Consider the following 22858-nt stretch of genomic DNA (forward strand, 5'->3'; position numbering starts at 1 on the left):
CCTTCGGGTAGTCAGACCGCACTCATGACTGCGGCGTCATCGCTGGAATCTCTGATTCTGCTTTTTCGTCGAGGTCGCGCGCGACCTCCTCGTAGCGGTGGCAGGCCACGAGCGTCGGACCATCGGTGAGACGCAGAGCCGGCCGGCTCTGCTCGCACTGCTCGGTCGCGAAGACGCAGCGATGCCGGTACTGGCAGCTGTCTTCAAGCGGTGGCGCCGGCGCTACAGGCTTGCGCAGACGCTCGCGCGTAGCCCTCGATGCCGCCCGAGCGACGGGATCGATCTCCGGCACCGCGGCCACCAGGCCGCGCGTGTAGGGATGCCGCGGCCGGTTGCTCACCGCCCTGGCCGGCCCTGTCTCGGCGATGCGCCCCCGATAAAGGACGACGACCTCATCGCATAGCATCTCGACCACGCTGAGGTCGTGGGAGATGAAGAGATAGCTGATCCCATGAGTCTCGCGCAACTGCACGAGCAGGTTGATGATCTGAGCCTGGACCGAGAGATCCAGCGCCGAGAGCGCCTCGTCGCAGATCACCAGCTTGGGCTTGACGATCAGGGCACGCGCGATGGCAATCCGCTGGCGCTGTCCGCCGGAGAATTGTGCGGGATAAAGCTTCGCCGCCGACGCTTGAATCCCAACCGACTCGAGCATCTGCTCGGTCCGTGCGCGCACCTCCTGGGCTCCCAGCTCACGACCGTGGTGCACGCGCAGTGGCTCGGCGACGCTGTAGCCGATCGTCTTGGTCGGATCCAGCGAGCTGTATGGGTCTTGAAACACCATCTGCACGCTTTGGCGCGGTGCCGCGGCCGCCCCTCCGCCGAGCGTGACAGTTCCGGCCGTGATGGGCGCGAGGCCGACGATCGCCCGGGCGATCGTCGACTTTCCGGATCCGGACTCACCAACCAGCCCTACCGTCTGTCCCGCAAGCACGTTGAAGCTCACGTCGTCCAGGGCCCGCCGCAGCTGCCCTCGTGGGAGCTGGTAGTCGACGACCAGCCCTTCGACGCTCAGCAGGGGCTCGCTCACTGCCTCACCTCAGTAGGGGTCCGCGAGAGCTCCGCAGACAGCACCTCAGCGCGCACACAGCGAGCCTGATCAGTCGCCGTAACCTGCCGCAGGATGATCGGCTCGCGGACGCATGCATCCGTCGCGTAGCCGCAACGTGGGGCAAAGTGGCACCCGACAGGCCAGTCCTGAGGGCTCGGTACCATCCCTGGGATCGTGCTGAGCTGCCCGCCCTGCCACGAGCCGGGGTTGGCGCTCATCAGCGCGCGCGTATATGGGTGCATCGGCTGGTCGAACAGCTCGGAGGCCTGCGCGACCTCGACGACCTCTCCTGCGTACATGACGCAGACCCGGTCGCAGATCTCCGAGACCACGCCGAGGTCGTGACTGACCAAGATCAGCGCCATCCCGGTGTCCTGCTGCAGCCTCCGCAACAAATCCAAGATCTCCGCCTGAACCGTGACGTCCAGGGCCGTGGTCGGCTCATCAGCGATCAGCAGCCGCGGCTTGCCGGCAAGTGCCATTGCGATGGCGACCCGCTGGGCCATCCCGCCTGAGATCTCATGCGGGTAGCGCTGCGCCACGTCCTCGGGATCCAAGATCTGAACTCGCCCGAGCAACTCGATCGCGCACTCGCGCGCCTGCGCCCGGGTGCAGCCGTCCAGTGACCTGACGAGGTCGGCGAGCAGGCGCCCGACGCGGTAGGAAGGGTCAAGGGCGCGCATGGGCTCCTGCGTGACGATCGAGACGCCGCGACCCCGCACCGAGCGGTACGCGTCTGCACCGCCGGTGGTGAGCTCCGTCCCCTCGAACCACACCGCTCCTTCAGTAACGGCCACGCCAGCCGGCAGAAGACCAGCGATCGCCTTCATCGTGATCGACTTGCCGCTGCCTGACTCTCCCACGATCCCAAGGGCCTCACCGAAACCGACATGGAGGGACACTTCCTTGATCAGGAAAGTCTGCGCACTGTCGGCCCCGACGGCCACGCTGAGGCCGGTGGCCGCCAGCAGAGCGCCTTCAGGCGCCGCCCCTGCCCGGGGGGAATCTGGGCGCCGGCGCACCCTGTGCCTGCCCCCAGCCACGCCGGCCGAATGCGAGTCGGCGATGGCGTCACGCACCACGTCTCCGAGTACGCCGAAGGCGATCACAGTGAGCGCGATGACAACCCCGGACGGGACCAGCTGCCAGGGCGCAACGTAGAACTGCGAGACAGCGTCGGCGACCATACCACCCCACGTCGGGGCGGGCGGCGCCGGCCCGAGCGAGAGAAACGTAAGCCCGGTCTGAACACCGAGCGCGATCGCGGCGAAAAGCGCTGCCTGCACCACGATCACACCCCGGCACTGCGGCAGGACGTGGCGGAAGATGATGTCGGTACGCCGCACGCCGATCACCTTCGCCGCGTCGATGAACGCCTCCGAGCGGGCGGCGAGCGCCGCGCTGCGAACCACGCGCGTCACACCGGCCGAGCCGAGCACACCAAAGGCGATCATCGCCGTGGTCATGCTGTGCCCAAAGATGGCGAGCACTGCCAGCAGGATGATGATGACCGGGATCGACATCACCAGGTCCGCACCTCGGGTGATGATCCTGTCGGTGAGCCCGCCTACGTAGCCTGCGATCACACCAAGCGGAATCGAGATGATCAGCAACGCCCCGAGCGCCTCCGCGATCCCAACCAGGCTCGAGCGCCCACCGTACAGAATGCGGGTGAGGAGGTCCCGCCCGAGCTCGTCGGTTCCAAGCAGATGGTGAATGGAGGGTCCCTGATTGACGGCCAAGAGGTTCTGGACGTTGGGACCACCGGAGGTCAGCACCCCCGCCAACTCGCAGGCCAGGAAGATCAGCACCAGATAGACGAGGGCGCTCGCACCCCGCTTGGAAGTGACGATCGTACGGAGGATTCCTTTAGGGGCCACCGCCGAGACCGACGCTGCTGCATCGGCCTCGTTCTCGAGCACTGCGGGCGTGGCCACGCTCATGTCGTCTTCGCTCTGGGGTTCAGGAGCCCGTAGGTGATGTCAACCAGCAGGTTGATGACGACCACGATGATCGTGAAGTAAAGGCCGATCCCAAGAATCACCGGCAGGTCATGGTCCACCGTTGACTGTGTCGCCAGGCTGCCCAACCCGGGCAGCACAAAGACGCTCTCTACAAAGACCGTGCCGCCGAGGGTGCCGATCGCGACCACGCCTAGGACGGTCACGATCGGCATCGCCGCGTTGCGCAGGACGTGCTTGAACATGATCTCCCGCTCGCTCATACCGTTGCCTCGCAGCATCGCGATGTAGTCGGCCTCAAGCGCGCTCAAAATGGCGTCACGAGACTGCTTGGCGACCGACGCTACCCCGAGCAGGCTGAGAGCGGCGACGGGCAGGATCAGGTGCACGATCCAACCGGTCGGGGACTGTCCGAAAGCCTCATAACCAGTGGCCGGAAAGATCCTGATCTTCACGGCGAAGACTGCCACGAGCATGGTCCCCACCCAGAAGCTCGGTAGCGCCAGGCCCGTGAGCGAGACAACATCAAGGAGGCGGCCGACCCACCCGCCGCGGCGAGCGCTCGCAAGTCCGAGGGCGGTCCCCACGATCGCGCTCACAATTACGCTGAGGACCACGAGTGATAGCGTCACCGGCAGGCGGGCGCTGAGGAGCGTTCCGACACTCTCACCGCTGATCACCGAAGTGCCAAGGTGCCCGTGCAGGACGCCGTCGAGCCAGTTCCAGAAACCGACAAGCAGGGGCTTGTTGAGGCCCAGTTGCCTGTCCAAAGCTGCCACATTCTGGGGCGTGGCGTTCTGACCCAGGATCGTCTCGGCCGGGTTGCCGGGGACGAGCGACTCCAGCGCGAAGATGATGAAGGAGACGAGCAGGATGAGCGGGATCGCCGTGATCGCACGGAAGCCGACGATCCTCATCAGCCAGAACCCGGGAACCCTGTCTCTCCTGCCGCCTCTCACCTCATGCCTCACGCTGGAGTCTTGACTACTGGACCTGCTCTGCGGAATCTCCTACTTCATCGCCCAAGACGTAGCGGACGTGGGGCCGACCGGAATCGGGTTGGGATCCAGGAACGACTCAGTGACGTTCACGAGCTTCGGCGAGACGTAGTTCGGCGAGAGCGCGAGGACGCCGGGAATCCAGCTGGCCAACGAATCCAGCTGCCTATCGACCTTCTGGTAAAGCCTGGTCTGCGCCGCACCGGAGCTTGCGTAGGCCTTGGCGAGCGTAGACGCGATCGCGGGCGGCGTGGGCAGGTGCGCCGGGTTGAAGACGCCCGGTGTCAGGATCTGCTGGGCCACCTGGTACATGTCGACACCGGCGCCCGGAAAGACCACGATCCCGTACTTGCCGGTCTGTGCCGCAGCGATAAACTGCCCGATTCCGGTCGAGATCACGGTCATTTTGGTCTTGATGCCGATGTCCGTCAGATTCTGAGTGAGCGCCTGAGCGGTGGTTGTGTTGGGGTCGATCAGCGACTCCGCCAGCACCGGCACGGTGAAGCCATGCGGATAGCCGGCCTGCTTCATCAGGGCCTTCGCCTTGGCCAGGTTGTAGGTCCAGCCAGCACCCTTGACGTAGCCGTCCGCCTGCGGCATCGCCACCTCCGTAGCCGGGCTGGTGATCGCTGCGCCGAGCGCCCTGGCGAGCGCAGGACGGTTCAGGGCGTAGGCGATCGCCTCTCGCACCTTGAGCTTGTCCAGGGCGGGCACGATGTTCTTGCGCCACGGGACGATGAGTTCCCACTGGAAAAACGGCTCCTTGTAGATCCGCAGACCAGCGGCCTTGGCTGCGGCGAGCGTGGTCGGAGCCCCGCTGGCGAACTGGACCTCATTGGTCTGCATCGCTGAGAGCACGGACGTCGGGTCGCCGATCACCTTGACCTGGATCTGGCTGAAGTGCTGAGCCGACGGGTTGAAGTAGTGCGGGTTGCGTTTGTAGGTGTAGACGCTGTTTGTGGTTGAAGCGCCATTGTCATAGATGTACTGCCCGGTGCCATCGCTGCTCGTCAGCAGCGAGCTCGGATGGGCGAGACCCTTGGGACCGATGATCTGGCCGATCCCGTAGAACTGGTCCATCGTGCCTACGGCATCCGGATTGGCAGTCTTCCACCTGACGAGGACCTTGTAAGCGCTGGGCGCGGTGATCGAGGTGATGTCACCAACACCTCCGACCAAGCCGCCTCCGGCCCTGAGGAAGTACTTCATCGACGCGACGACGTCCTTGGCCGTCATCGCGGTGCCGTCGGTGAACTTCACGCCGCGGCGCAGCGTAAGTTCGAAGGCCTTGTGACCCTTGCGGACATACCTCCAGGAGGTCGCCAGATCGGGCAGGAACTTTCCACGGCTGCTCAGGTAGATCAGCGGGTCGTACGCAAGCGCGGTGTACACGGCGGATCCGCCGTTACCGCCGAGCGCCGGGTTCAGGCTGATCGGCGGGCCAGCGAATTGCACGGCCAAGTCGCCGCCGTTTGCCACCTTGGCGCGGTGGCTTGTCCTCACGCGCGCTGCGGATGCGGCGCTCGAGCCGCACCCGGCCAACAACCCGATGACAGCGGTCGCGCTCACCCCGTAAATCACAGACCGTCCGGCTGCGGCGAGCGGACGCCCGCCGTGACGCGTCTTTGCAACAAACAGCGACATATTCTCTCCTCTTCTCCTCTGGTACCGATGGTCGCCAACCTAGCCATCTATTCGGCTACCTGATATTAGCCTAGGCCCTCAGGATCGTGCTGTCAAGGTCGGCCCAGCGATCGGCCTCTATTTCGGCTTGAGGCCAAGGCGTCGAACTGGAAGCACGGTCGACGCTGGGCACTCTTTTGGTCAACCACAGCAAACCGGCCGATGGCCGTGGTGGACCAACCGATCACAGACACGATGACCGCAATCTATGGAGGGCCAGTAGGCGCTCTGCAAGCTCCAGGCAAGCTGTCACGTGGGCCGCCGAGCCAGATGAACGAACCGGCTGTCGGCGAGCCGACGTATCAGTTGATGCGCCGGCTCCGGCCCGCCCAGTAGGGCTCGCGCAGCTTGCTCTTGAGGATCTTGCCGGGCCCGGATTTGGGCAGCGGCTCGTGCAGGATGTCGATCGAGCGGGGAATCTTGTAGCCGGCGATCAGACTGCGGCAGTGCTCGATCAGCGCCTCGGCGCTCGGCTCGGCGCCGGGATGAACACTGACGACAGCGTGCACAGCCTCCCCCCAGCGCGGGTCCGGTATCCCGAAGACTGCGGCTTCCAAGACCGCCGGATGCTCGGCCAGCGCCGACTCGACTTCGATGCTGTAGACGTTCTCCCCGCCGGTGACGATCATGTCCTTGAGCCGGTCCACGAGGAAGACGTAGCCCTGCTCATCCATCCAGCAGGCATCGCCGGTGTGATACCAGCCGTCCCGGAGCGCGGTGGCGGTTTCGTGCTCGCGGTTCCAGTAGCCCAGCATCACGTTGGGCCCGCGCACGCACAGCTCGCCCACCTCACCGGCCGGCAGCCACTCCCCGCCCGTACCCCTGACGGCAACCTCCACCCCCATGATCGGCGTGCCCACGGAGGCCAGGCGCTTGGCGTAGGCGGAGTCTCCGGCGAGCCCGCGGCGGTGATCGACGTCGGAGAGCCGCGTGACGGAAGGTGCTGCCTCCGTCATCCCATACAGCTGGACGATGTCGCAGCTGAAGTACTCGAGCACCTGGCGCTGAAGGGCCGGGGTGATGGGGGAGGCGGCATACTGGATGTGACGGATCGACGGCAGGCCTCCGCCCGTGTCGCGACTCAGCTCATCCATCAGCATCGCGAGCATCGTCGGTACCAGCACGCAGTGCGTGACCGACTCGCGCCGCACGAGCTCAATAAGCAACCGCGCCTCAAAGCGCGGGGCTATCACCTGCACGCTCCCCGCCCAGGTGCAGGCAAAGACGTTGGCGGTTCCGGCGACGTGGAACATCGGCGAGACGTGTAGCCAGCGGTCCTCATGAGCATGCCCGGTGACGATCAGGTTGTGCCGTGCGTTGGCCAGCAGGTTCTCGTGGCTGAGCATCACCCCCTTGGGCTTGCCGGTGGTGCCGCCCGTGTAGCAGATCCCGGCCAGCTCATCGCCGGATCGCGGGACGTAGGCGAGCGGCTCATGCTCAATCAGCTCACCGTAGGGGAGCTGCTCTCCGCCCGCTTCACCGTCAACAAGCACCACCCGCTGAAGGCTCGGGCAGCGCTGGCGCAGCGTTGCGGCAACCCCCAGGCGCTCGCTGTCGGCAAACAGCACCTGCACGCCGCAGTCGTTGATGATGAACTCGAGCTCAGCCTCCGCCAGGCGGAAGTTGAGGTCCACGAGAACACGGCCGGCCGACGGCACCGCGAACCAGCACTCCAGATGCGGAAGCGAGTTTACGCCGAGAAACCCGACGCGGCCGCCGTCGGGCACGCCGAGGCCCGCCAGCGAGCCGCCGAGCGCGGCGACGCGAGCGGCGAGCTCACGGTAGCTGACACGGGCCGGCCCGTCGATGACCGCGAGCGCGTCCCCGTGCAGGGCGGCCGCGCGGCGCAGCGGCCAGGCCAGGTCACCGCTCGGACTTCTGGGCGCAGTGGGCTCTCCGACCCTCATTTGACGCAACGGTAACATTCGGTTACCTGATATTCAAGATTCATACGCACCACTCACGCACGCAAGCACTAGAGAGACAGGAGAGAAGCATGGCCAGCGTCGACACGACTGGATACACAACCGATATGGCAGGGCTCAAGCAGAGCGTCGGGCGCACGCTGGGTCCGACCGAATGGTCGGAGATGACCCAGGATCTCGTGGATGAGTTCGCGGAGCTCACCGGCGATCACAACTTCATCCACGTGGATCCGCTGCGGGCGCGCGACACCCAGTTCGGCGGCACCATCGCGCATGGCTTCCTCTCGCTCGCGCTGCTGGCACCTGTCACCCAGCTGCTGTCTGTCGCAGACGCCGCCACGAGCATCAACTACGGGCTGAACAAGGTCCGCTTCCCAGGGCCGCTGAAGGTGGGCGCCCGCTACCGCGGCGTCGCCGAGATCACCGCCGCAGCGCAGATCAGAGGCGGGGTTGAGGTGCATATGACCGCGACGATGGAGGTACAGAACGCGGAGCGCCCCGCCGTGGTGGCCGAGTCGGTTGTGAGGTTCTACGCATGAGCGGCCTGACGCTGGATGGCAAGGTAGCGATCGTCACCGGCAGCGGCCAGGGCCTGGGCCGAGCCTACGCGGTTGCGCTGGCCCAGGCCGGCGCCGCCGTGGTGGTCAACGACCTCAACGCACAGGCCGCCACGGAGACCGTCGCGCTGGTCACAGCCGCTGGCGGCCGCGCCGTAGCCGAGGTCGGCGCGGTTGGCCCGAGCGCCGTCGCCCAGGCACTCGTTGACCGTGCGGTGGCCACGTTCGGCCGCCTGGACATCCTCGTCACCAACGCAGGAGTGCTGCGCGACCGGGTGCTCTGGAAGATGTCCGACGAGGACTTCGACTTGGTGATCGAGACGCACCTGCGCGGCACATTCACGTGTGCGCGTGCCGCAGCGATCCGGATGCGCGAGCAGGGCGAGGGCGGGCGGATCATCGTCATAGGATCGCCCGCGGGCGAGTTCGGCAACTTCGGCCAGACCAACTACGCGGCCGCCAAGTCCGGCATCGTCACGTTCGCACGCGTGTGGTCGATGGAGCTCGCGCGGGACCGCATCACCGCCAACGCGGTGATCCCGACGGCCTGGACGCAGATGACGGCGACGATCCCGATCTACGAGCCGCTCGTGGGGCCGGCCGCCGCCGGTGAGGCGTTTCCTGCCGAGGTCCGACGCGAGCACGCCATCGGCTGGCCAGAGGAGTGCGCGCCGCTTGTCGTCTTTCTCGCTTCCGAAGCCGCTGCCGACATCAACGGGCAGGCGATCGGTATCGGCGGCGACCGGCTCACGCTTTACGCGCACTCCGGGGAGCTGCTTCACCAGCTGCGCGACGGCGGCTGGAACGCGGAGGCTATCGGGCAGGCTTGGGCATCGTCGTTTGCCGCCCACCGCCAGCCCTCCGGCGTGACGCTGCCACCACTGCACCTCCAGCCGGAGGCGGGAGCATGATTCCGAACCTCGAGCAGATCACAGCCATCGACATCCACGTCCACGCCGAGCGCAACGCGGGCGAGCCACAGGATCCCGTCACCGCCCAGGTGCTGGAGGCGGCAGCCGCCTACTTCGGCGGCCATCCGCCGCAGCCCACCGCCCAGGAGGTGGCCGACTACTACCGCGAGCGCAACATGCTCGCGGTCATCTTCAACGTCGACGACGAAGCGGGCATGGGACGCAGGCGGCTCGGCAACCAGGAGGTTCTGGAGGTCGCCAGCGCCAACCCGGACGTGCTCATCCCGTTTGCCAGCATCGACCCGCACAAAGGCAAGCTGGGCGTGCGCGAGGCGCGCGAGCTCATCGCCGCCGGCGTGCGGGGCTTCAAGTTTCACCCCAACACGCAGCGCTTCTCGCCCAACGACACCGAGTTCTACCCGCTGTATGAGGTGATCGCCGAGGCCGGCCTGATCGCCCTGTTTCACTCCGGCACGACCGGCATCGGCGCGGGCATGCCCGGCGGTGGCGGCATCCGCCTGAAGTACTCAAACCCGATGCTGGTTGACGATGTCGCCGCTGACTTCCCGGAGCTGAAGATCATCCTCGCACACCCCTCCTTCCCCTGGCAGGAGGAGGCGCTGGCGATCGCCGTGCACAAGCCCAACGTCTACATCGACCTCTCCGGCTGGGCGCCGAAGTATTTCCCGGAGATCCTGATCCGCTACACCAACACGCAGCTCAAGCACAAGATGCTGTTCGGCTCCGACTACCCGCTGATCACCCCAGACCGGTGGCTCAAGGAGTTCGCCGAGCTGCCGATCAAGGATGAGGTCAGGCCGCTTGTGCTCAAGCAGAATGCAACCCGGCTGCTAGGACTGGACGGCAGCTGACACAGCGCTGCCCGGCGGGTGGCCAGCGGGCCACCTGCCGGAGCGCCCGCTCTCGGACACGCGTGGCTTCAGCTGCGAGCGCGGTGGGAGGCCCGCAGTCGCTGCATCGCCGTGAACATGGCGCCTAGGACCAGTTCCCGCTCACCGTCGCTCAGGCCGTCAAGCAACGCGTCCTGGAGAACGTCAATCTCGGCCTGCGCGGCGCTCACCACCAGCTCACCTTGGGCCGTCAGCAGTGAGCGCAGGATCCGGCCGTGGTTGGGGTCACTGGTACGAGCCACCAGCTGGCGGCTCTCGAGCCTGGCCAGGATCTCAATCATCGACTGCGGCGTGACCAACGTGCGACGAGCCATCTGAGCATTGGACAGACCGGGGCGCCGTCGCAGGATCGAAAGCGCCGTGAACTCCGGCACGCTCAGCTCCCACGGAGCCAGCACATCCCGCATGGCCCGCCGGACCGCGTGGTCTATCCGGCCGATCATGTAGACCAGAGAAACCTCGGTCGGCGGCTTCTGCACGGTCGCTGCCATCGCTACACCCTATCCGACAGCCGGACGTTCTGACCGCGGGCCGCCCTGCTGCTGCGGCTTGAGCAGCCGGCCCAAGCGCCATCCGCACCCATCGCTCGCTCGTCTTCGACACCGGGTCGGGCTTTGCCACCCCGACCCAATGGCCAGTCCGGCGCGCACGACGCACCGGGATCGCCCGCCGACCAGGCAATCGTCGCCCGCGCACCGCGCCAGAGCGAAAGGCCATCAGCCGACTGAGCGCTTGTCTCAACGCCTGCTGACAGCGGAATCCTCGTTCGCCTCCTTCTAAAATGCGTAGATGAGCGGAAGGCGTCTGGACGTGCAGCTCGAGCGCCTCGGTCAGCTGATCGAGCGCGTGGCACACGCCAACTCATTTCAGCGCGAGCGCTTGCTACATGCCTCGATCGAGACTCGCGAGCAGCTCCGCTCGCTTCCGCTGACCTTGAGGTCGGAGCTTTTGACCGACCAAACGTCGCAACCGCCGTTCGGGACCAACATCAGCTATCAGCTCGAGCGCTACACCCGCGTGCATGTGACCAGTGGCACCGTGGGTGACCAGCTGAGGGTGCCGCAAACCGATGAGGACTGGCTCCACACCCGAGCTCAGTTTGCGCTTGTGCTGCACCATGCCGGCATCGGCAGCGGAGATCGCGTCGCGCTGCCGTTCGCATTCGGCCCATACCTCCAGTTCTGGGCGGCCGTGGCCGGCGTAGAGGAGATCGGGGCGCTGCCCATCCCGCTCGGGGGGCTCGGTGCGCGCGAGCGGCTGATCACGATGGCCCAGCTGGAAACCACAGCCGTCATCTGCACCCCGTCCTACGCCATCGTGCTAACTGAAGAGGCGCAGCGCTCTGGGCTTGAGGCTGCCTTCGAGTCAGTCCACACGGTGATCTGCCAAGGGGAGCCAGGCGCTTCGATCGCAGCGGCCCGCGGCCGGATCGAGACTGCTTGGGGAGCGCGCGTCCTCGATCACGCCGGCTCAACCGAAGTCGGGGTATTTACCTATCCATGCGCCGCTGGCGGGGGCCTGCACGTGAACGAGGACGACTTCATCTGCGAGGTCGTCGATCCCCGCACGGACGCAGAGACTGCGCCCGGTGATCAGGGGGAGATGGTTCTGACGGCGCTGCTGCGAACCGGCTATCCGCTCATTCGTTTCCGCAGCGGTGACATCGTCGAAGTTGGTGGCGCGTGCCCCGCCGGGCACGAGCACATCTGGCTCCCCAGAGGGATCGTGGGGCGGACAGACGATCTGGTGGTGGTCAACGGGATGAACATCTTCCCGTCCGCAGTCGAGGCCATCCTGCGCGAGGTCGGCGTGCTCGGTGGCTACCGGATACGTCGGCCTGACCGGACCAGCCAGGCAGCTGCGGCGATTCTGCACCCCAGCGATAGCGACGAAATCACCGTCCTGGTCGAAATGACCGAACCTGCGCGGGTTTCGCGAATCCAGGATCTGGCGCGTGACAGGCTCGGGCTGTCGATTAACGTCGTGGCTGTAATGCCCGGGACGCTTCGCGATACACGACCGAAGACGCGGCGCCTCCAGCCGGCGCAACGCTCTGGCGCCTGACTGACCCGGCTCACAGCAGTTCAGCGACAGGGGGCTGACCTAACCGGGGCCACCGTCTCAAGCACATCACCGATGTAGCGTAGGTGGCTGAGCATCGCAGCCTCCGCACGCCGGGAGCTGCGCGCCTGGACCGCCGCGAATATGTGCCGGTGCTGCTCGAGCAGGATGGCATCGACGACAGCCGGCGCGATCACGGCATCGAGCTCTGGTTCGAGCACAAGGTAAGACCAAGCCACGAGCGCACCGGCAACCTGGTTGCCGGCAGCTTCGGCCAGCGTCGTGGAAGCACACGTCTGCGGCGCGCAGCGCAGACACGTCACCGGACTGGCGAGCCCCCGCCGCGAGGCACTGCCGCAAACGCTCGACAGTTTCGGGGTCCGCGCGCACCGCCGCCAAGCCCGCCAGCGGGACCTCGATCAGCATGCGAGCCTCGAGCAGCTCGCTCAGACTGGTGATACCCGCCCGCAACATCGTCTCGAGAGCGCCGCCGACCGTGCGCGCCAGTCCGCCCGCAGGGACATGGGCGACAAACACGCCACCCCCGGGACCACGACTCGCCCGCACCAGGTTCGCCGCCACCAGTAGGCGCACCGCTTCCCGAACCGCCGGCCGTGATGCGCCGTACCGCGCCGCAAGCTCAGTCTCGGTCCCGAGCCTCGAGCCCGGGGCCAGAGAGCGTGCATGGATCTCATTCTCGACCAGTCGCGCGACCTCGTCGATCGTGAGGCGTGAGCGTTGCCTCGGGAGGCGTTGCATTGGGCAACCATAAAGAGTGATCTTTTCTATAGCAAGCTCGGTTCGCAGCCAGCTCGCCATGGGCCTCGTGTTTCTGCCCATGTGCGCATTAGAGCGTTCTTTGTGTAAAGCTTGACCTGCAGGTGCACACGCGGGTACGATCGGTCACGTGGCACGGGCTGATCAAGCACGCGTGGTGATCGTGGGGGCCGGCCCGGCTGGCCTGCTGCTGTCGCATCTGCTCGCACTGGCGGAGATCGAGTCCACGGTGCTTGAATGCCGCTCACGCGATCAGATCGAGACGACAGTCCGCGCCGGCATCCTTGAGGCCGACACAGTGCGCCTCCTAACGGAGACGGGAGCATCGACCCGGGTGCTTCGGGACGGTGCACGTCACGACGGGATTGAGCTGCGCTTCAACGGTGAGGGCCACCGCGTCGACTTCATGGGTCTGACGGGTCATGGCGTCTGGCTGTATCCCCAGCATGAGGTCCTCAAGGACCTCCTGAGCACGCGGCTCGAGCAGGGCCAGGACATCCGCTTCGGCGTAACGGTCACCGCGGTCCATGACGGCGACCGGCCGCAGGTGCGCGCCACAGACACGGACGGTTCCGAGCTCCGCCTCGAATGTGACTTCGTCGTGGGAGCCGACGGCTCCCACAGCGCCGTTAGGAAAGCGGTGACCGGCTCGGCCACGAGCGGCCACTTCCGCGAGTACCCGTTCGCATGGTTCGGGATCCTCTGCGAAGCACCGCCCAGCGCGGCGGAGTTGATCTACAGCAACTCCGAGCACGGCTTCGCGCTGATCAGCCAGCGAAGCCCCACCGTGCAGCGCATGTACCTGCAGTGCGACCCCGAACTCGACCCGGAGGCGATGAGTGACGATCTTGTCTGGGAGGAGCTTCAGCGCCGCGTGGCCCCCCACCCGCTGAGCACCGGCCCGATCTTTCAGCGGGACGTACTGCGATTCCGCAGCTTCGTGGCCAGCAGCTTGCACCGCGGCCATGTCGCGCTTGTCGGGGATGCCGCCCACACCGTCCCACCGACCGGAGCCAAGGGCATGAACCTCGCGGTCGCGGACGTGCTCGTGCTCGCGCGTGCGCTGCGAGCGCTGCTGCTGGACGGCAACGCAACGGCAATCAATCGCTACGAGCAGGACGTGCTGCCCAGGATCTGGAAGGCACAGCACTTCTCCTGGTGGATGACGCAGATGCTGCACCGCACACCCGACGCCAGCGAGTTTGATCGTCTACGCCAGCACGGCGAACTCAGCTCCGTCGTCGAATCCGAGGCCGGGCGACGCTACTTGGCAGAGGCCTACACCGGCTGGCCACGGCCGACGGATGAGGCTCTCGCGGTCGTCTGAGCCACCGAGCCAGACAAACCACGCTTACGGTCGCCTTCTCCGACGCGACAAGCCCCCCGAGACCGAAGCCAGGAAAACGATCTACGGCAATCGCCGAGCGGCGCCAAGACATATGATCCAGCTATGACCGGCCGCGTGGATCGTCGTGAGCCAAAGACGGTGACAATCAAGGACATCACCAGTGTCGCAGGCATGTCACATCGCACGGTGTCGCGCACCTTGAGCGGTGGCTTCCGGGATGAGCGCATGCTCATCGACGATCTGAGGAGCACACGAACCCCTGTGGTCGCGCTCGTCGCGGGGATGTTGCTCGGCGATATCCGCGACCGTATCGACGCATACGCGACGAGCACGGCAGAGCACGGGTGGTCGCACCCGTTCGCGTATGTACAGCAGGTCGATGATCAGTTCCGAGCGGCGGGAACCGCACTCGACGCACTCCTAGACGTTGATCCCCGCCCATCGTCGCCACCACAGACGTGTCAGCGATCGGTCCGCTCGGAGCGGCCGCGGCGCGAGGCCTGCGTGTGCCCGAGGAGCTGTCGATCGTCGGCTTCGACGACATCCCGTTGACGGCGGCCGCCCTGCCTGCGCTGACGACCGTGCACATGCCCCTAAACCAGATCGGGGAAGCAGCGATGGAATCTGCCGTGAGCAGGGAGCGAAATGGGCAGCCCGCCATGCAGCCGTTCGAGCCGACAGTCGTAATCCGCAACTCGACCGCCGCACCGCGACCGTGAAGGCGCTGCGGCTGCACGCACCCGGCGACCTGCGCCTGCACGAAGAGCCGGTGCCCAAGTGCCGCAAGGGTGAGGTCCTCCTCCGCGTTCGCGCGGTTGGCCTATGCGGCTCGGACCGGCACTGGTTCGTTGAGGGGACGACGGGTGGCGTCGAGTTCACCCGACCCATCGTCCTCGGACACGAAATCCTCGCCACGATCGAGAGCGGGCCGAATGCCGGGCAACGCGTTGCCGTGGAGCCAGCGGTGCCGTGCGGCAACTGTGTGGTCTGCGCGCGCGGCGACCTGCATCTATGCCCCTTCGGAGCCTTCGCTGGTTACGAGGGCACCGACGGCGGACTGCGGACCTTTATGACATGGCCGGCGGCGCTGTGCGAGCCAGTGCCGTCGACCCTGTCCGACGACGACGCCGTGCTACTCGAGCCGCTCGGCGTCGCGCTGCACGCGCTCGATCTCGGCCACGTCTCGTGGGAGTCATTCACCGGCGTCGTCGGCTGCGGGCCGATTGGGCTGCTGCTTGTCGAGCTACTGGTTCGCGCGGGTGCCGCGCGTGTCGCGGTGGCCGATCCACTACCGCACCGGCTCGACGCTGCCCTCGCACTCCACCCGCACGTCGTCCCGCTGGCGGAGGTACCAGAGTCCGAGCTCGACGTCGTGTTTGAGGTGGCAGGCTCTGACGACGCGCTGAACACCGCTCTTGTCGGCGTCCGCCCGGGCGGCCGCATCGTCCTCATCGGCATCCCCAGCGACGACCGCACAGGCTTTCGCGCGTCGCTCGCGCGCCGGAAGGGCGTGACGATCGCCCTGAGCCGGCGCATGCGCGCTGACGCGCTCGCGCGCGCAGCGCGACTAGCCGGCACCGGCTCGTTGCGGCTCGGCCACCTCGTCAGCGAGCGGTACGCGCTTGAGGACGCCGCCGATGCGTTCACCTCGCTCGCCGCGTACCGCGGCATCAAGATAATCGTCCAGCTCGACGGAGGTGAGTCGCAATGACGTCCGCGCACGGGGCTATCGACAGCAGTCTGACGGTCGGAGAAGTCGACGCGAGGCTCTATGGGACGCTTGTCGAGCACCTCGGGCGCTGCGTCTACACCGGCATCCACGAGCCAGCGCACCCCGAGAGCGACGAGCGGGGGTTTCGTCTCGATGTCCTCGAGTTGGCGCGCGAGCTCGGCGTGACGATTGTCCGCTATCCCGGCGGGAACTTCGTATCCGGCTACCGGTGGGAGGACGGGGTCGGACCGGTAGACGAGCGACCCGTACGGCTCGACCTGGCCTGGCGCTCAGTCGAACACAACCGCGTCGGCACAGACGAGTTCGTCGACTGGGTGCGCCTCGTCGGAGCGGAGCCGATGTTGGCCGTCAACCTCGGAACCCGCGGGACCGAGGCGGCGCTTGACCTGCTCGAGTACTGCAACGTTCCCGGCGGCACCGCACTCTCGGCTCGGCGGGCGGCGAATGGGCATCCTGAGCCGCACGCGGTTAGCGTCTGGTGCCTCGGTAACGAGGTCGACGGGCCTTGGCAGATCGGCCAGAAAACCGCAGAGGATTACAGCAAGCTTGCGCGCGAGACGGCGAAGGCGATGAAAATCCTTGACCCGTCCGTGGAGCTGGTTGCCTGCGGCAGCTCAAGCCGCGCGATGCCGACGTTCGGGGAGTGGGAGGCGACGGTGCTCGAGCAGTGCTATCCGTACGTAGATTTCATTTCGGCCCACGCCTACTACGAGCCCGAGGATGACGACCTCGACAGCTTCCTCGCGAGCGCCTGCGACATGGACGCGTATATCGACGGCCTCGTGGCGACATGCGACCACGTAGCCGCGAAGCTCCGAAGTCCCCGTAGGATCGACGTTTCCTTTGACGAGTGGAACGTCTGGTACCAGTCGCGGCTCGACGCCACGGTGATGGGGTCGTGGCAGGAGCACCCACGCCTGATCGAAGACACCCACTCGTTGGCAGATGCAGTCGTGGTGGGGACGCTGCTGATCACGCTCCTGCGCCACGCCGACCGCGTGCGGGTCGCGTGCCTCGCGCAGCTGGTCAACACCATCGCACCGATCATGACTCAGCCCGGTGGGCCAGCCTGGAGGCAAACGACGTTCTTTCCCTTCGCGCTCGCCGCGAGGCACGCGCGCTCCGGCGTCGTGCTCCGTCTCCACGCCGACGGACCGCGGATTGAAACTCAGCGTTTCGGCAGTGTGCCGGCGCTAGAGGCGACCGCCGTGTGGCGCGAAGCCGAGGGCGAACTGGTCATCCTGTGCGCAAACCGTGACCGGAGGACGCCTCTCGAGCTCGACCTTGCTCTGCACGGTTTCGACGCTCTCGGTGTCGTCGAGCACGTGACGCTTACCGGTGACAATCCGTACGCGCAGAACACATGTGCACAGCCAAACACGGTGAGACCGCAGCAGCTGACGAGCGCGAGCGTCAACGGCGGTCGGCTGACTGCGCCCCTGCCGCCGCTCTCTTGGAACCTTATCCGCCTATGCAGCTTGGGCGCCCGCCGTGGCCAGCACAGCACCGCCGCCAAGACGTTCGCCGGTGGCAGGCCCGCATAGCCAGACGCGCGACGGCAGAACCGCGAGCCGCAGCGTCACCCCCCGACCAGCGGTGCGTCCGCTCTGAGGCAGCCTCAGATAATCCAATCGATGTCGAGGTCAGTAGCAAGTGATGTCTGGACCGCGACTTCCTTACAGGATCGCGGTCGTCTGAGCTGGGGGTCTGGCGTGCAAGCAACGGAGCACAAACCGGGCTTCCGGTGACGATGCCACACCCGACGCCGACGGGACAGCTGCGGCATGAGCCGGTCTCGCCGGATGTACAGCCGACTACCTCGTCGCATGGGGACTGCGTGAAGTCCGTAGGCCACAGAGCACCGTCGCACGCCGAGACCACAGGCCCCCTCGGGCGTTCACACAGCCGCGACCGCCCCGCCCGGAAGCGTGCTCACAACGTCGTTGAAGTAGGCCTCAAGCTGCTCTAGCTCGTACTCGCCTGCGCCCGTCCCTGGCAGCGCGAGCGCACTCGCGCTCGCGCTCAGCCCGGCCGCCGCGCCCAAGCAGCGCAGGGCGTAGCCCGACGCCGCCAGCTCGCGGTCGAGCGCCGCGAGCGCGGCGGTGTCGCGCCGACCGTACCGGTCCGACCACGAGGAGCAGCTGTAGGCGAGCAGCTTCTCCGGGTACTGGTCGTGGACGCGCCCGGCGAAGATGCGAGCCGTATGCGGATCGGGAAGCGGCGTCTCGAGCCAGACCAGGTCGGCGTGCGGGGCGTACGCGAGGGCACGCGCGACGGCGTGCTCGACCCCAGAACGGACGTGGTGATAGCCCTCCGCAGAGCGCTCGCCGGCGAGGAACTCGTGGTCGCGCGCGTCGACGTCGCTGGTCAGCAGTCCCGCGCTCAGCGCGGCCGTGCGGGCACCGATCAGCGTCGGCACGCCGGCGACGTCGGCGGCGAGACGGGCGATGTCGAGCATGCGGACGTGCTGTGCGGTTGGAACGAGCACGCTGCCACCCCCATGACCCAGCCTCCGTGCCTCGGGGAGCTGATCGTCCATGAGCACGCCGGCGGCACCGGCCCCGATCAGCGCGTGCATGAGCTCATAGGCGTGCGCGGCACCACCGAATCCAGCCTGTGCGACGGCGATCACAGGCGCCAGCCACTCGCGCTGCATCTCGTGCTGGCCGGAGGCCACCGCTGCCGCCCACTCGATCTGATCAGCGCGGCGCAGAGCGCTGTTGACGCCCGCGACGAGCGCCTCTGTCGGCTGGCCGACACCGGCAGCGGGGAGATAGACGACGTCCGCGTCGGCCCTGACGGCCGCCACAGCCTGCTCCGCCGACGCGGCGTGGCGCGCGCCCACCGACTCTTCCCCGTGCAACAGGTACCAGAGCCGCTCCGCGCCACGTCGGGCGAGGCTGTACTCGACGCGGATGGTGCCACGCAGGCGGATCACGTCGTCGGCCTCGTGGTGGCGCTCGACCCCGAGCCAACGCTGGCTCGTGGCCCAGTCGCGGTCGATCGCGGCGGCGGCGATGGTGGACAGGCTGCTCATGGGTGACTCCTCCTCGGCCTCAACAGACATATCGCCATAGTTGGCCATTCCGTGACTGTTGTCGAGCAAATCTTTTTGATACTTACGACTAAGTGCTATAACTGCACAGATTTTCACATGGTTTCCGACTCTCTCGACCCGGTCGTATTCGGCCAGCGCCTGCGCCATCAGCGCAAGCGGGCCGGGCTCACGCTGGAGGCCCTTGGCAAGCTCGTGGGGAGCTCAGCTTCCTACCTCTCGCAGCTCGAGAACGGTCGCCGCGAGCCGCGCCTATCGACCGTCAACCAGCTGGCCGGCGCGCTCGCGTGCAAGCCGGCCGAGCTGCTGTCCGCGGCGGCGCCGAGTCGACGGGCCGAGCTGGAGGTCGCCTTCGCACGTATCCAGGACGACCCCCTCTACCAGTCGCTGCGCCTGCCGTATCTGAAACCATCGGCGCGCCTGGACGGCGCCGCGCTCGAGCACGTCGTCACGCTGTTCGGCCGCCTGCGCGATCTCACCGACGGGACCGCGCGCGCCAGCTCCGGGCACGACACGCCGCCCGGCGTTCTGGGCGCCCGCGCGGCCAACGCCGCCATGCGCGACGAGATGCGCCGCCGCGACAACTACTTCGAGGAGATCGAGGCGATCGCCCAGGGTGCGCTCGAGGCGGTCGGTTACACCGGTCCCGCGGCCGTCTCCGAGCGCCACCTCACCGACGCTGCCGCCCATTTCGGCTTCAGGGTCGCGCGTGTCCAGGGACTGCCCGCCTCAACCAGGTCGATCACCGACATTGCCAACCGTGTCCTCTACGTGCCGCAACGCAACGCGACCGGCGGCACGCGCACCTCACGGTCGGTAATCGCTCAGACGCTCGGGCACTTCGCCCTCGGCCACCGTGAGCCGACGGACTTTGCGACCTACGTGCGCCAGCGCGTCGAGGCCAACTACTTCGCCGGCGCGCTGCTCGCCCCCGAAGCCTCCGTGGTCGCCCTGATCGCCGAGGCCAAGCGCAACCACGACATCTCCGTCGCCGATCTGGGCGAGATGTTCTACATCTCCTACGAGATGGCGGCACACCGGCTGACGAACCTGATCACCCGGCACTTCGGCATCCCCATCCACTTCCAGCGCTCCGACCACGAGGGTCGCCTCTGGAAGGCGTATGAGAACGACGGCGTTCTGCTGCCGGCAGATGTGGACGGCACGATCGAGGGCCAGCGTCTGTGCCGCTGGTGGAGCTCACGACAGGCGTTTGAGTCAGAGGACTCCTACGAGCTTCACTATCAGCGGACAGAGACCGTGGCCGGCAACTTCTGGTGCGTGACGCACATCGAGCTCGGGCGTGACCGCGGCGACGCGATCACGGTCGGGACCGTCGATGCGATGTCGCACTGGTTCCGTGGCTCAGACACGACCCGCAGGGCCACCTCCACCTGTCCGGACCCGGCCTGCTGCCGGCGCCCGCCCGATGACGCGGTCCAGCGTTGGGAAGGCAAGGCTTGGCCCTCGGCGCGCGATCACAGCGGCTTCGTCTCCGGCCTGCCGACCGACACGGTGGTCTTCAGCCCCTGCCCGGGCGTCGACCTGATCGACGTCTACGCCTTCCTCGACCGGCAGACCGGCCTGGGCCGCGCGTCAGCTGGCTGAGGCCAGGGCCGCGCGAGCGCCGATCAGCCTGCTCACAGCCTCGGGGTCGTCGAAGGCTGCGACCGTGGCCACATCGACGCCGGCGACGATGATCGCCCCGACCTCGTGGGAGACGGTCGTGTAGATGCCGAGCGCCTTCATCCGTTCGCACTGGGCGGCGTTGTCGTCGGTGGGTGCGACGTAGTGCACGGAGCTTGCGTTGTAGCGGCGCAGCAGGTAGAGGTGGGTGAGGGTCTGCAGGCGCTTGCGGCGCAGCGTCTGGTCGAATGTGTTCTGGTCCCGGACCGAGAGGATGGTCTCACCTCGGCGGTCGCGGATCGGGGCGAAGACCACGTTTGCGAGCTTGATGTGCTCGCCGTCGAGCACCTCGAGCTCGAGCACGTCGGTCCCTTCGCGGCTGGGACGCAGGCGCACCTGCGGCGCCGTGCCAAGGTCGTTGGCCTGCGCCCAGGCCGCGAGCCAGTCCTCGAGCACCTGCTTCGGCAGCTCGGTGGCCTTGAGGTGCTGCACCTGGGTTGAGCCCTTGCCCATCGCCTTGGTGGTCGCCGTGCGCGCCGTGCAGGCTGCCAGCGCGGCGTCAAGCCGTGGCCCGCCGACATGGGTTTGCGGGGTGCGGTACGGGGACTCCAACAGGCGCAGGCGTCGCTGGACCTGGGCGAGCGCGAGCATGCCGTCGTGCTGCAGCGCGGTTGCGAACTCCTCCGCGGCGACACCGTCGATCTGGTGCCCGCCGTAGGTGATGAAGTTGAACACGAACCCGCACTCGCCAAGCAGCCTCGGGAACTCGCGCATCTCCTCCTCCGACATGCCGGTCGAGTCCCAGTTGAACGACGGTGAGAGGTTGTAGGCGAGCATCTGCTGCGGAAACTGCGCGTGGATCGCCTGCGCGAACTCGCGCGCCTCGCCGATGTCGGCGCTGGCGGTCTCCATCCAGACCAGATCGGCGTAGGGCGCCACCGCCAGCGACCGCCTGATCGCAAGCTCGAGCCCGCCACGGACCTGGTAGAAGCCCTCCGGGGTGCGCGCCAGCTCCGCGTCCCAGTAGAAGCCGATGCCGAGTTCACGGGCCTTCTGACGCACGGCCCAGAACGATGCGGACTTTGCAAAAGTTCTCCAGTTTCCAGGGCTGATTGGCAGATCGGCGCCGTCCTCCTCCAGCATCTGCAGAGTCGCCAGCGCAGCCTCACCGATCGTCATCAGGCCCGCGTCCGCCTCCCAGCGCTCGACCATCGCGTCGAGGATGCGGTCGTAAGCCTCTTCCACACGCGGCTCCGGCTCACCGCTGACGGCAGCCGCAGCCTCCTCGGCGGCGCGGCGCAGGCCGGTGGAGCTGAGCCACGCCTGCGCCGCGGCGTACTCCTGCTCGCTGATCTCATAGAGCCTGAAGCCGTCAAAGGTCTCGTGTCCGGAGTCGTAGAAGACACGCATCAGCGCGAGCGTCGCGAGCTTGTAGGAGGGCACCCCGCGGGCGGTGGCGCCGAGGATGAACGGGTGGTCGCGCTCGTCGGCGCTTGAGTCCAGCAGGTTTGCGGCCTCCGCATCGGTGCGCGCGACGATGATCCCGGGCACACCCATGACGTCGAGCTGGAAGCGGGCGGCGCTCAGGCGCTTGATCTGCTCGTCCACACCGACCAGCACCTTGCCGCCCTGGTGGCCGCACTTCTTGGTTCCGGGACGCTGATCCTCAATGTGATAGCCGGTCACGCCGGCCTCCACAAAGCGCCTGATCAGGTTGCGCACATGCGCGTCGCCGCCGTGACCGGTGTCGGCGTCGGCGATGATGAACGGCCGGTAGTCGATCGGCGCGGGGGCTGCCGCGAGCTGGGCGGCGGTCATGCGCGAGCGCATGTAGGTCTGGTTGCGGTCCGCGGTGAGCAGCGCACGCACGATCGCCGCCGCCTCCTCTGGCACCTGCGAGAGCGGGTAGCTTGCAAGGTCCGCGCCCGGATCCTCGCTGGTTGAGCCCTTGGCTGATGTCGCCCAGCCACCGAGGTAGATCCCCTCGATCCCCATCCGCTTGATCGTCACCGCCTGGCTCGGCGAGTAAGGGCCGAAGGTGGTGATCGCCAGACGCTGGGCAAAGAGCTCGCGCAGACGCTCATAGAAGGCTTGCGCGTTCTCGCGCGCAACCGTGTGGTCTGAGGCGATCGTGCCGCGCTGCTCGGCCACCTGCCGTGGCGAGTAAAGCCGGGTGGTGTTGGTGAAACGCGCGGAGTCCATGAACTGCTTGGCTGCGGCGAGGTTCTGGTCAAAGGTGGTCATCTGTGTGCCTATCTCGCG

Annotated in this window: 17 protein-coding genes and 1 pseudogene; 9 read left to right on the forward strand and 9 right to left on the reverse strand. The window is 67.0% G+C overall.

What is annotated here, in order from left to right; all coding sequences use genetic code 11:
* Positions 1 to 22: 22 nt before the first annotated feature.
* The 5 genes from M3M54_RS08890 to M3M54_RS08910 form a co-directional block, all read right to left on the reverse strand.
* Positions 23 to 1030 (reverse strand): oligopeptide/dipeptide ABC transporter ATP-binding protein, encoded by a 1008-nt coding sequence (locus M3M54_RS08890; RefSeq protein ID WP_249018684.1) that lies wholly within the window; start codon positions 1028 to 1030, stop codon positions 23 to 25.
* Positions 1027 to 2994, reverse strand: coding sequence for a dipeptide/oligopeptide/nickel ABC transporter permease/ATP-binding protein (locus tag M3M54_RS08895; protein ID WP_249018685.1), 1968 nt, complete (start codon positions 2992 to 2994; stop codon positions 1027 to 1029). The genes M3M54_RS08890 and M3M54_RS08895 overlap by 4 nt, the downstream gene beginning before the upstream one ends.
* Positions 2991 to 3929, reverse strand: a complete 939-nt coding sequence (locus M3M54_RS08900; RefSeq protein ID WP_249018686.1) for an ABC transporter permease — start codon at positions 3927 to 3929, stop codon at positions 2991 to 2993. The genes M3M54_RS08895 and M3M54_RS08900 overlap by 4 nt, the downstream gene beginning before the upstream one ends.
* A gap of 93 nt (positions 3930 to 4022) precedes the next feature.
* Complete coding sequence (locus M3M54_RS08905; protein ID WP_249018687.1) at positions 4023 to 5654, reverse strand: ABC transporter substrate-binding protein; 1632 nt, start codon at positions 5652 to 5654, stop codon at positions 4023 to 4025.
* Positions 5655 to 5995: 341 nt separating this feature from the next.
* Positions 5996 to 7600 carry a class I adenylate-forming enzyme family protein gene (locus tag M3M54_RS08910; protein WP_249018688.1) on the reverse strand — a complete coding sequence of 535 codons (1605 nt, stop codon included), beginning with the start codon at positions 7598 to 7600 and terminating at the stop codon, positions 5996 to 5998.
* A gap of 89 nt (positions 7601 to 7689) precedes the next feature.
* Here M3M54_RS08910 and M3M54_RS08915 point away from each other — a divergent pair, with 89 nt between their 5' ends.
* Genes M3M54_RS08915 through M3M54_RS08925 form a run of 3 tightly spaced genes read left to right on the forward strand, consistent with a single transcriptional unit; the run spans position 7690 to position 9958 of the window.
* Positions 7690 to 8157 (forward strand): MaoC family dehydratase, encoded by a 468-nt coding sequence (locus M3M54_RS08915; RefSeq protein ID WP_249018689.1) that lies wholly within the window; start codon positions 7690 to 7692, stop codon positions 8155 to 8157.
* A complete protein-coding gene (locus tag M3M54_RS08920; RefSeq protein ID WP_305883073.1) occupies positions 8154 to 9086 on the forward strand; it encodes an SDR family NAD(P)-dependent oxidoreductase in 933 nt (310 codons plus the stop codon). The genes M3M54_RS08915 and M3M54_RS08920 overlap by 4 nt, the downstream gene beginning before the upstream one ends.
* Positions 9083 to 9958 carry an amidohydrolase family protein gene (locus M3M54_RS08925; RefSeq protein ID WP_249018690.1) on the forward strand — a complete coding sequence of 292 codons (876 nt, stop codon included), beginning with the start codon at positions 9083 to 9085 and terminating at the stop codon, positions 9956 to 9958. Before M3M54_RS08920 ends, M3M54_RS08925 begins: the two co-directional genes overlap by 4 nt.
* A gap of 68 nt (positions 9959 to 10026) precedes the next feature.
* Here the strand turns inward: M3M54_RS08925 and M3M54_RS08930 are convergent, their stop codons facing one another.
* Positions 10027 to 10488, reverse strand: a complete 462-nt coding sequence (locus M3M54_RS08930; RefSeq protein WP_249018691.1) for a MarR family winged helix-turn-helix transcriptional regulator — start codon at positions 10486 to 10488, stop codon at positions 10027 to 10029.
* Positions 10489 to 10786: 298 nt separating this feature from the next.
* On the opposite strand from M3M54_RS08930, the gene M3M54_RS08935 reads away from it, so the two are divergent.
* On the forward strand, positions 10787 to 12061 hold the full coding sequence (locus M3M54_RS08935; protein ID WP_249018692.1) for a phenylacetate--CoA ligase family protein: 1275 nt from the start codon (positions 10787 to 10789) through the stop codon (positions 12059 to 12061).
* A 20-nt stretch (positions 12062 to 12081) separates the two neighbouring features.
* Here the strand turns inward: M3M54_RS08935 and M3M54_RS16940 are convergent.
* A pseudogene (locus tag M3M54_RS16940) lies at positions 12082 to 12898 on the reverse strand (FadR/GntR family transcriptional regulator).
* Positions 12899 to 12965: 67 nt separating this feature from the next.
* Between M3M54_RS16940 and M3M54_RS08945 the strand changes: the two are divergent.
* From M3M54_RS08945 to M3M54_RS08960, 4 genes are all read left to right on the forward strand, one after another.
* The gene (locus M3M54_RS08945; protein WP_249018694.1) at positions 12966 to 14162 is read left to right on the forward strand and encodes a 4-hydroxybenzoate 3-monooxygenase; all 1197 of its coding nucleotides are present in this window, start codon (positions 12966 to 12968) and stop codon (positions 14160 to 14162) included.
* A 479-nt stretch (positions 14163 to 14641) separates the two neighbouring features.
* Positions 14642 to 14902 (forward strand): substrate-binding domain-containing protein, encoded by a 261-nt coding sequence (locus M3M54_RS08950; RefSeq protein ID WP_249018695.1) that lies wholly within the window; start codon positions 14642 to 14644, stop codon positions 14900 to 14902.
* The gene (locus M3M54_RS08955) at positions 14899 to 15894 is read left to right on the forward strand and encodes a zinc-binding dehydrogenase (RefSeq protein ID WP_249018696.1); all 996 of its coding nucleotides are present in this window, start codon (positions 14899 to 14901) and stop codon (positions 15892 to 15894) included. The genes M3M54_RS08950 and M3M54_RS08955 overlap by 4 nt, the downstream gene beginning before the upstream one ends.
* A complete protein-coding gene (locus tag M3M54_RS08960; RefSeq protein WP_249018697.1) occupies positions 15891 to 17459 on the forward strand; it encodes an alpha-N-arabinofuranosidase in 1569 nt (522 codons plus the stop codon). Before M3M54_RS08955 ends, M3M54_RS08960 begins: the two co-directional genes overlap by 4 nt.
* 353 nt (positions 17460 to 17812) lie before the next feature.
* Here the strand turns inward: M3M54_RS08960 and M3M54_RS08965 are convergent, their stop codons facing one another.
* Positions 17813 to 18952 (reverse strand): isocitrate lyase/phosphoenolpyruvate mutase family protein, encoded by a 1140-nt coding sequence (locus M3M54_RS08965; RefSeq protein WP_249018698.1) that lies wholly within the window; start codon positions 18950 to 18952, stop codon positions 17813 to 17815.
* A 117-nt stretch (positions 18953 to 19069) separates the two neighbouring features.
* On the opposite strand from M3M54_RS08965, the gene M3M54_RS08970 reads away from it, so the two are divergent.
* On the forward strand, positions 19070 to 20578 hold the full coding sequence (locus tag M3M54_RS08970) for a helix-turn-helix transcriptional regulator (RefSeq protein WP_249018699.1): 1509 nt from the start codon (positions 19070 to 19072) through the stop codon (positions 20576 to 20578).
* On the opposite strand, the gene M3M54_RS08975 is transcribed toward M3M54_RS08970, so the two are convergent.
* On the reverse strand, positions 20567 to 22840 hold the full coding sequence (locus M3M54_RS08975; RefSeq protein ID WP_305883074.1) for an isocitrate lyase/phosphoenolpyruvate mutase family protein: 2274 nt from the start codon (positions 22838 to 22840) through the stop codon (positions 20567 to 20569). The genes M3M54_RS08970 and M3M54_RS08975 overlap by 12 nt on opposite strands.
* Positions 22841 to 22858: the final 18 nt, after the last annotated feature.

The sequence above is a fragment of the Conexibacter sp. S30A1 genome (assembly GCF_023330665.1).
In the GTDB taxonomy this organism is placed as follows: domain Bacteria; phylum Actinomycetota; class Thermoleophilia; order Solirubrobacterales; family Solirubrobacteraceae; genus Palsa-465.

Bases quoted from the DNA above. Each gene is read 5' to 3' on its own strand.
- M3M54_RS08965 (WP_249018698.1), bottom strand. From the start codon at position 18,952: ATGAGCAGCCTGTCCACCATCGCCGCCGCCGCGATCGACCGCGACTGG.
- M3M54_RS08970 (WP_249018699.1), top strand. From the start codon at position 19,070: ATGGTTTCCGACTCTCTCGACCCGGTCGTATTCGGCCAGCGCCTGCGC.
- M3M54_RS08895 (WP_249018685.1), bottom strand. From the start codon at position 2,994: ATGAGCGTGGCCACGCCCGCAGTGCTCGAGAACGAGGCCGATGCAGCA.
- M3M54_RS08910 (WP_249018688.1), bottom strand. From the start codon at position 7,600: ATGAGGGTCGGAGAGCCCACTGCGCCCAGAAGTCCGAGCGGTGACCTG.
- M3M54_RS08920 (WP_305883073.1), top strand. From the start codon at position 8,154: ATGAGCGGCCTGACGCTGGATGGCAAGGTAGCGATCGTCACCGGCAGC.
- M3M54_RS08900 (WP_249018686.1), bottom strand. From the start codon at position 3,929: ATGAGGATCGTCGGCTTCCGTGCGATCACGGCGATCCCGCTCATCCTG.
- M3M54_RS08925 (WP_249018690.1), top strand. From the start codon at position 9,083: ATGATTCCGAACCTCGAGCAGATCACAGCCATCGACATCCACGTCCAC.
- M3M54_RS08915 (WP_249018689.1), top strand. From the start codon at position 7,690: ATGGCCAGCGTCGACACGACTGGATACACAACCGATATGGCAGGGCTC.
- M3M54_RS08905 (WP_249018687.1), bottom strand. From the start codon at position 5,654: ATGTCGCTGTTTGTTGCAAAGACGCGTCACGGCGGGCGTCCGCTCGCC.
- M3M54_RS08975 (WP_305883074.1), bottom strand. From the start codon at position 22,840: ATGACCACCTTTGACCAGAACCTCGCCGCAGCCAAGCAGTTCATGGAC.
- M3M54_RS08960 (WP_249018697.1), top strand. From the start codon at position 15,891: ATGACGTCCGCGCACGGGGCTATCGACAGCAGTCTGACGGTCGGAGAA.
- M3M54_RS08930 (WP_249018691.1), bottom strand. From the start codon at position 10,488: ATGGCAGCGACCGTGCAGAAGCCGCCGACCGAGGTTTCTCTGGTCTAC.
- M3M54_RS08935 (WP_249018692.1), top strand. From the start codon at position 10,787: ATGAGCGGAAGGCGTCTGGACGTGCAGCTCGAGCGCCTCGGTCAGCTG.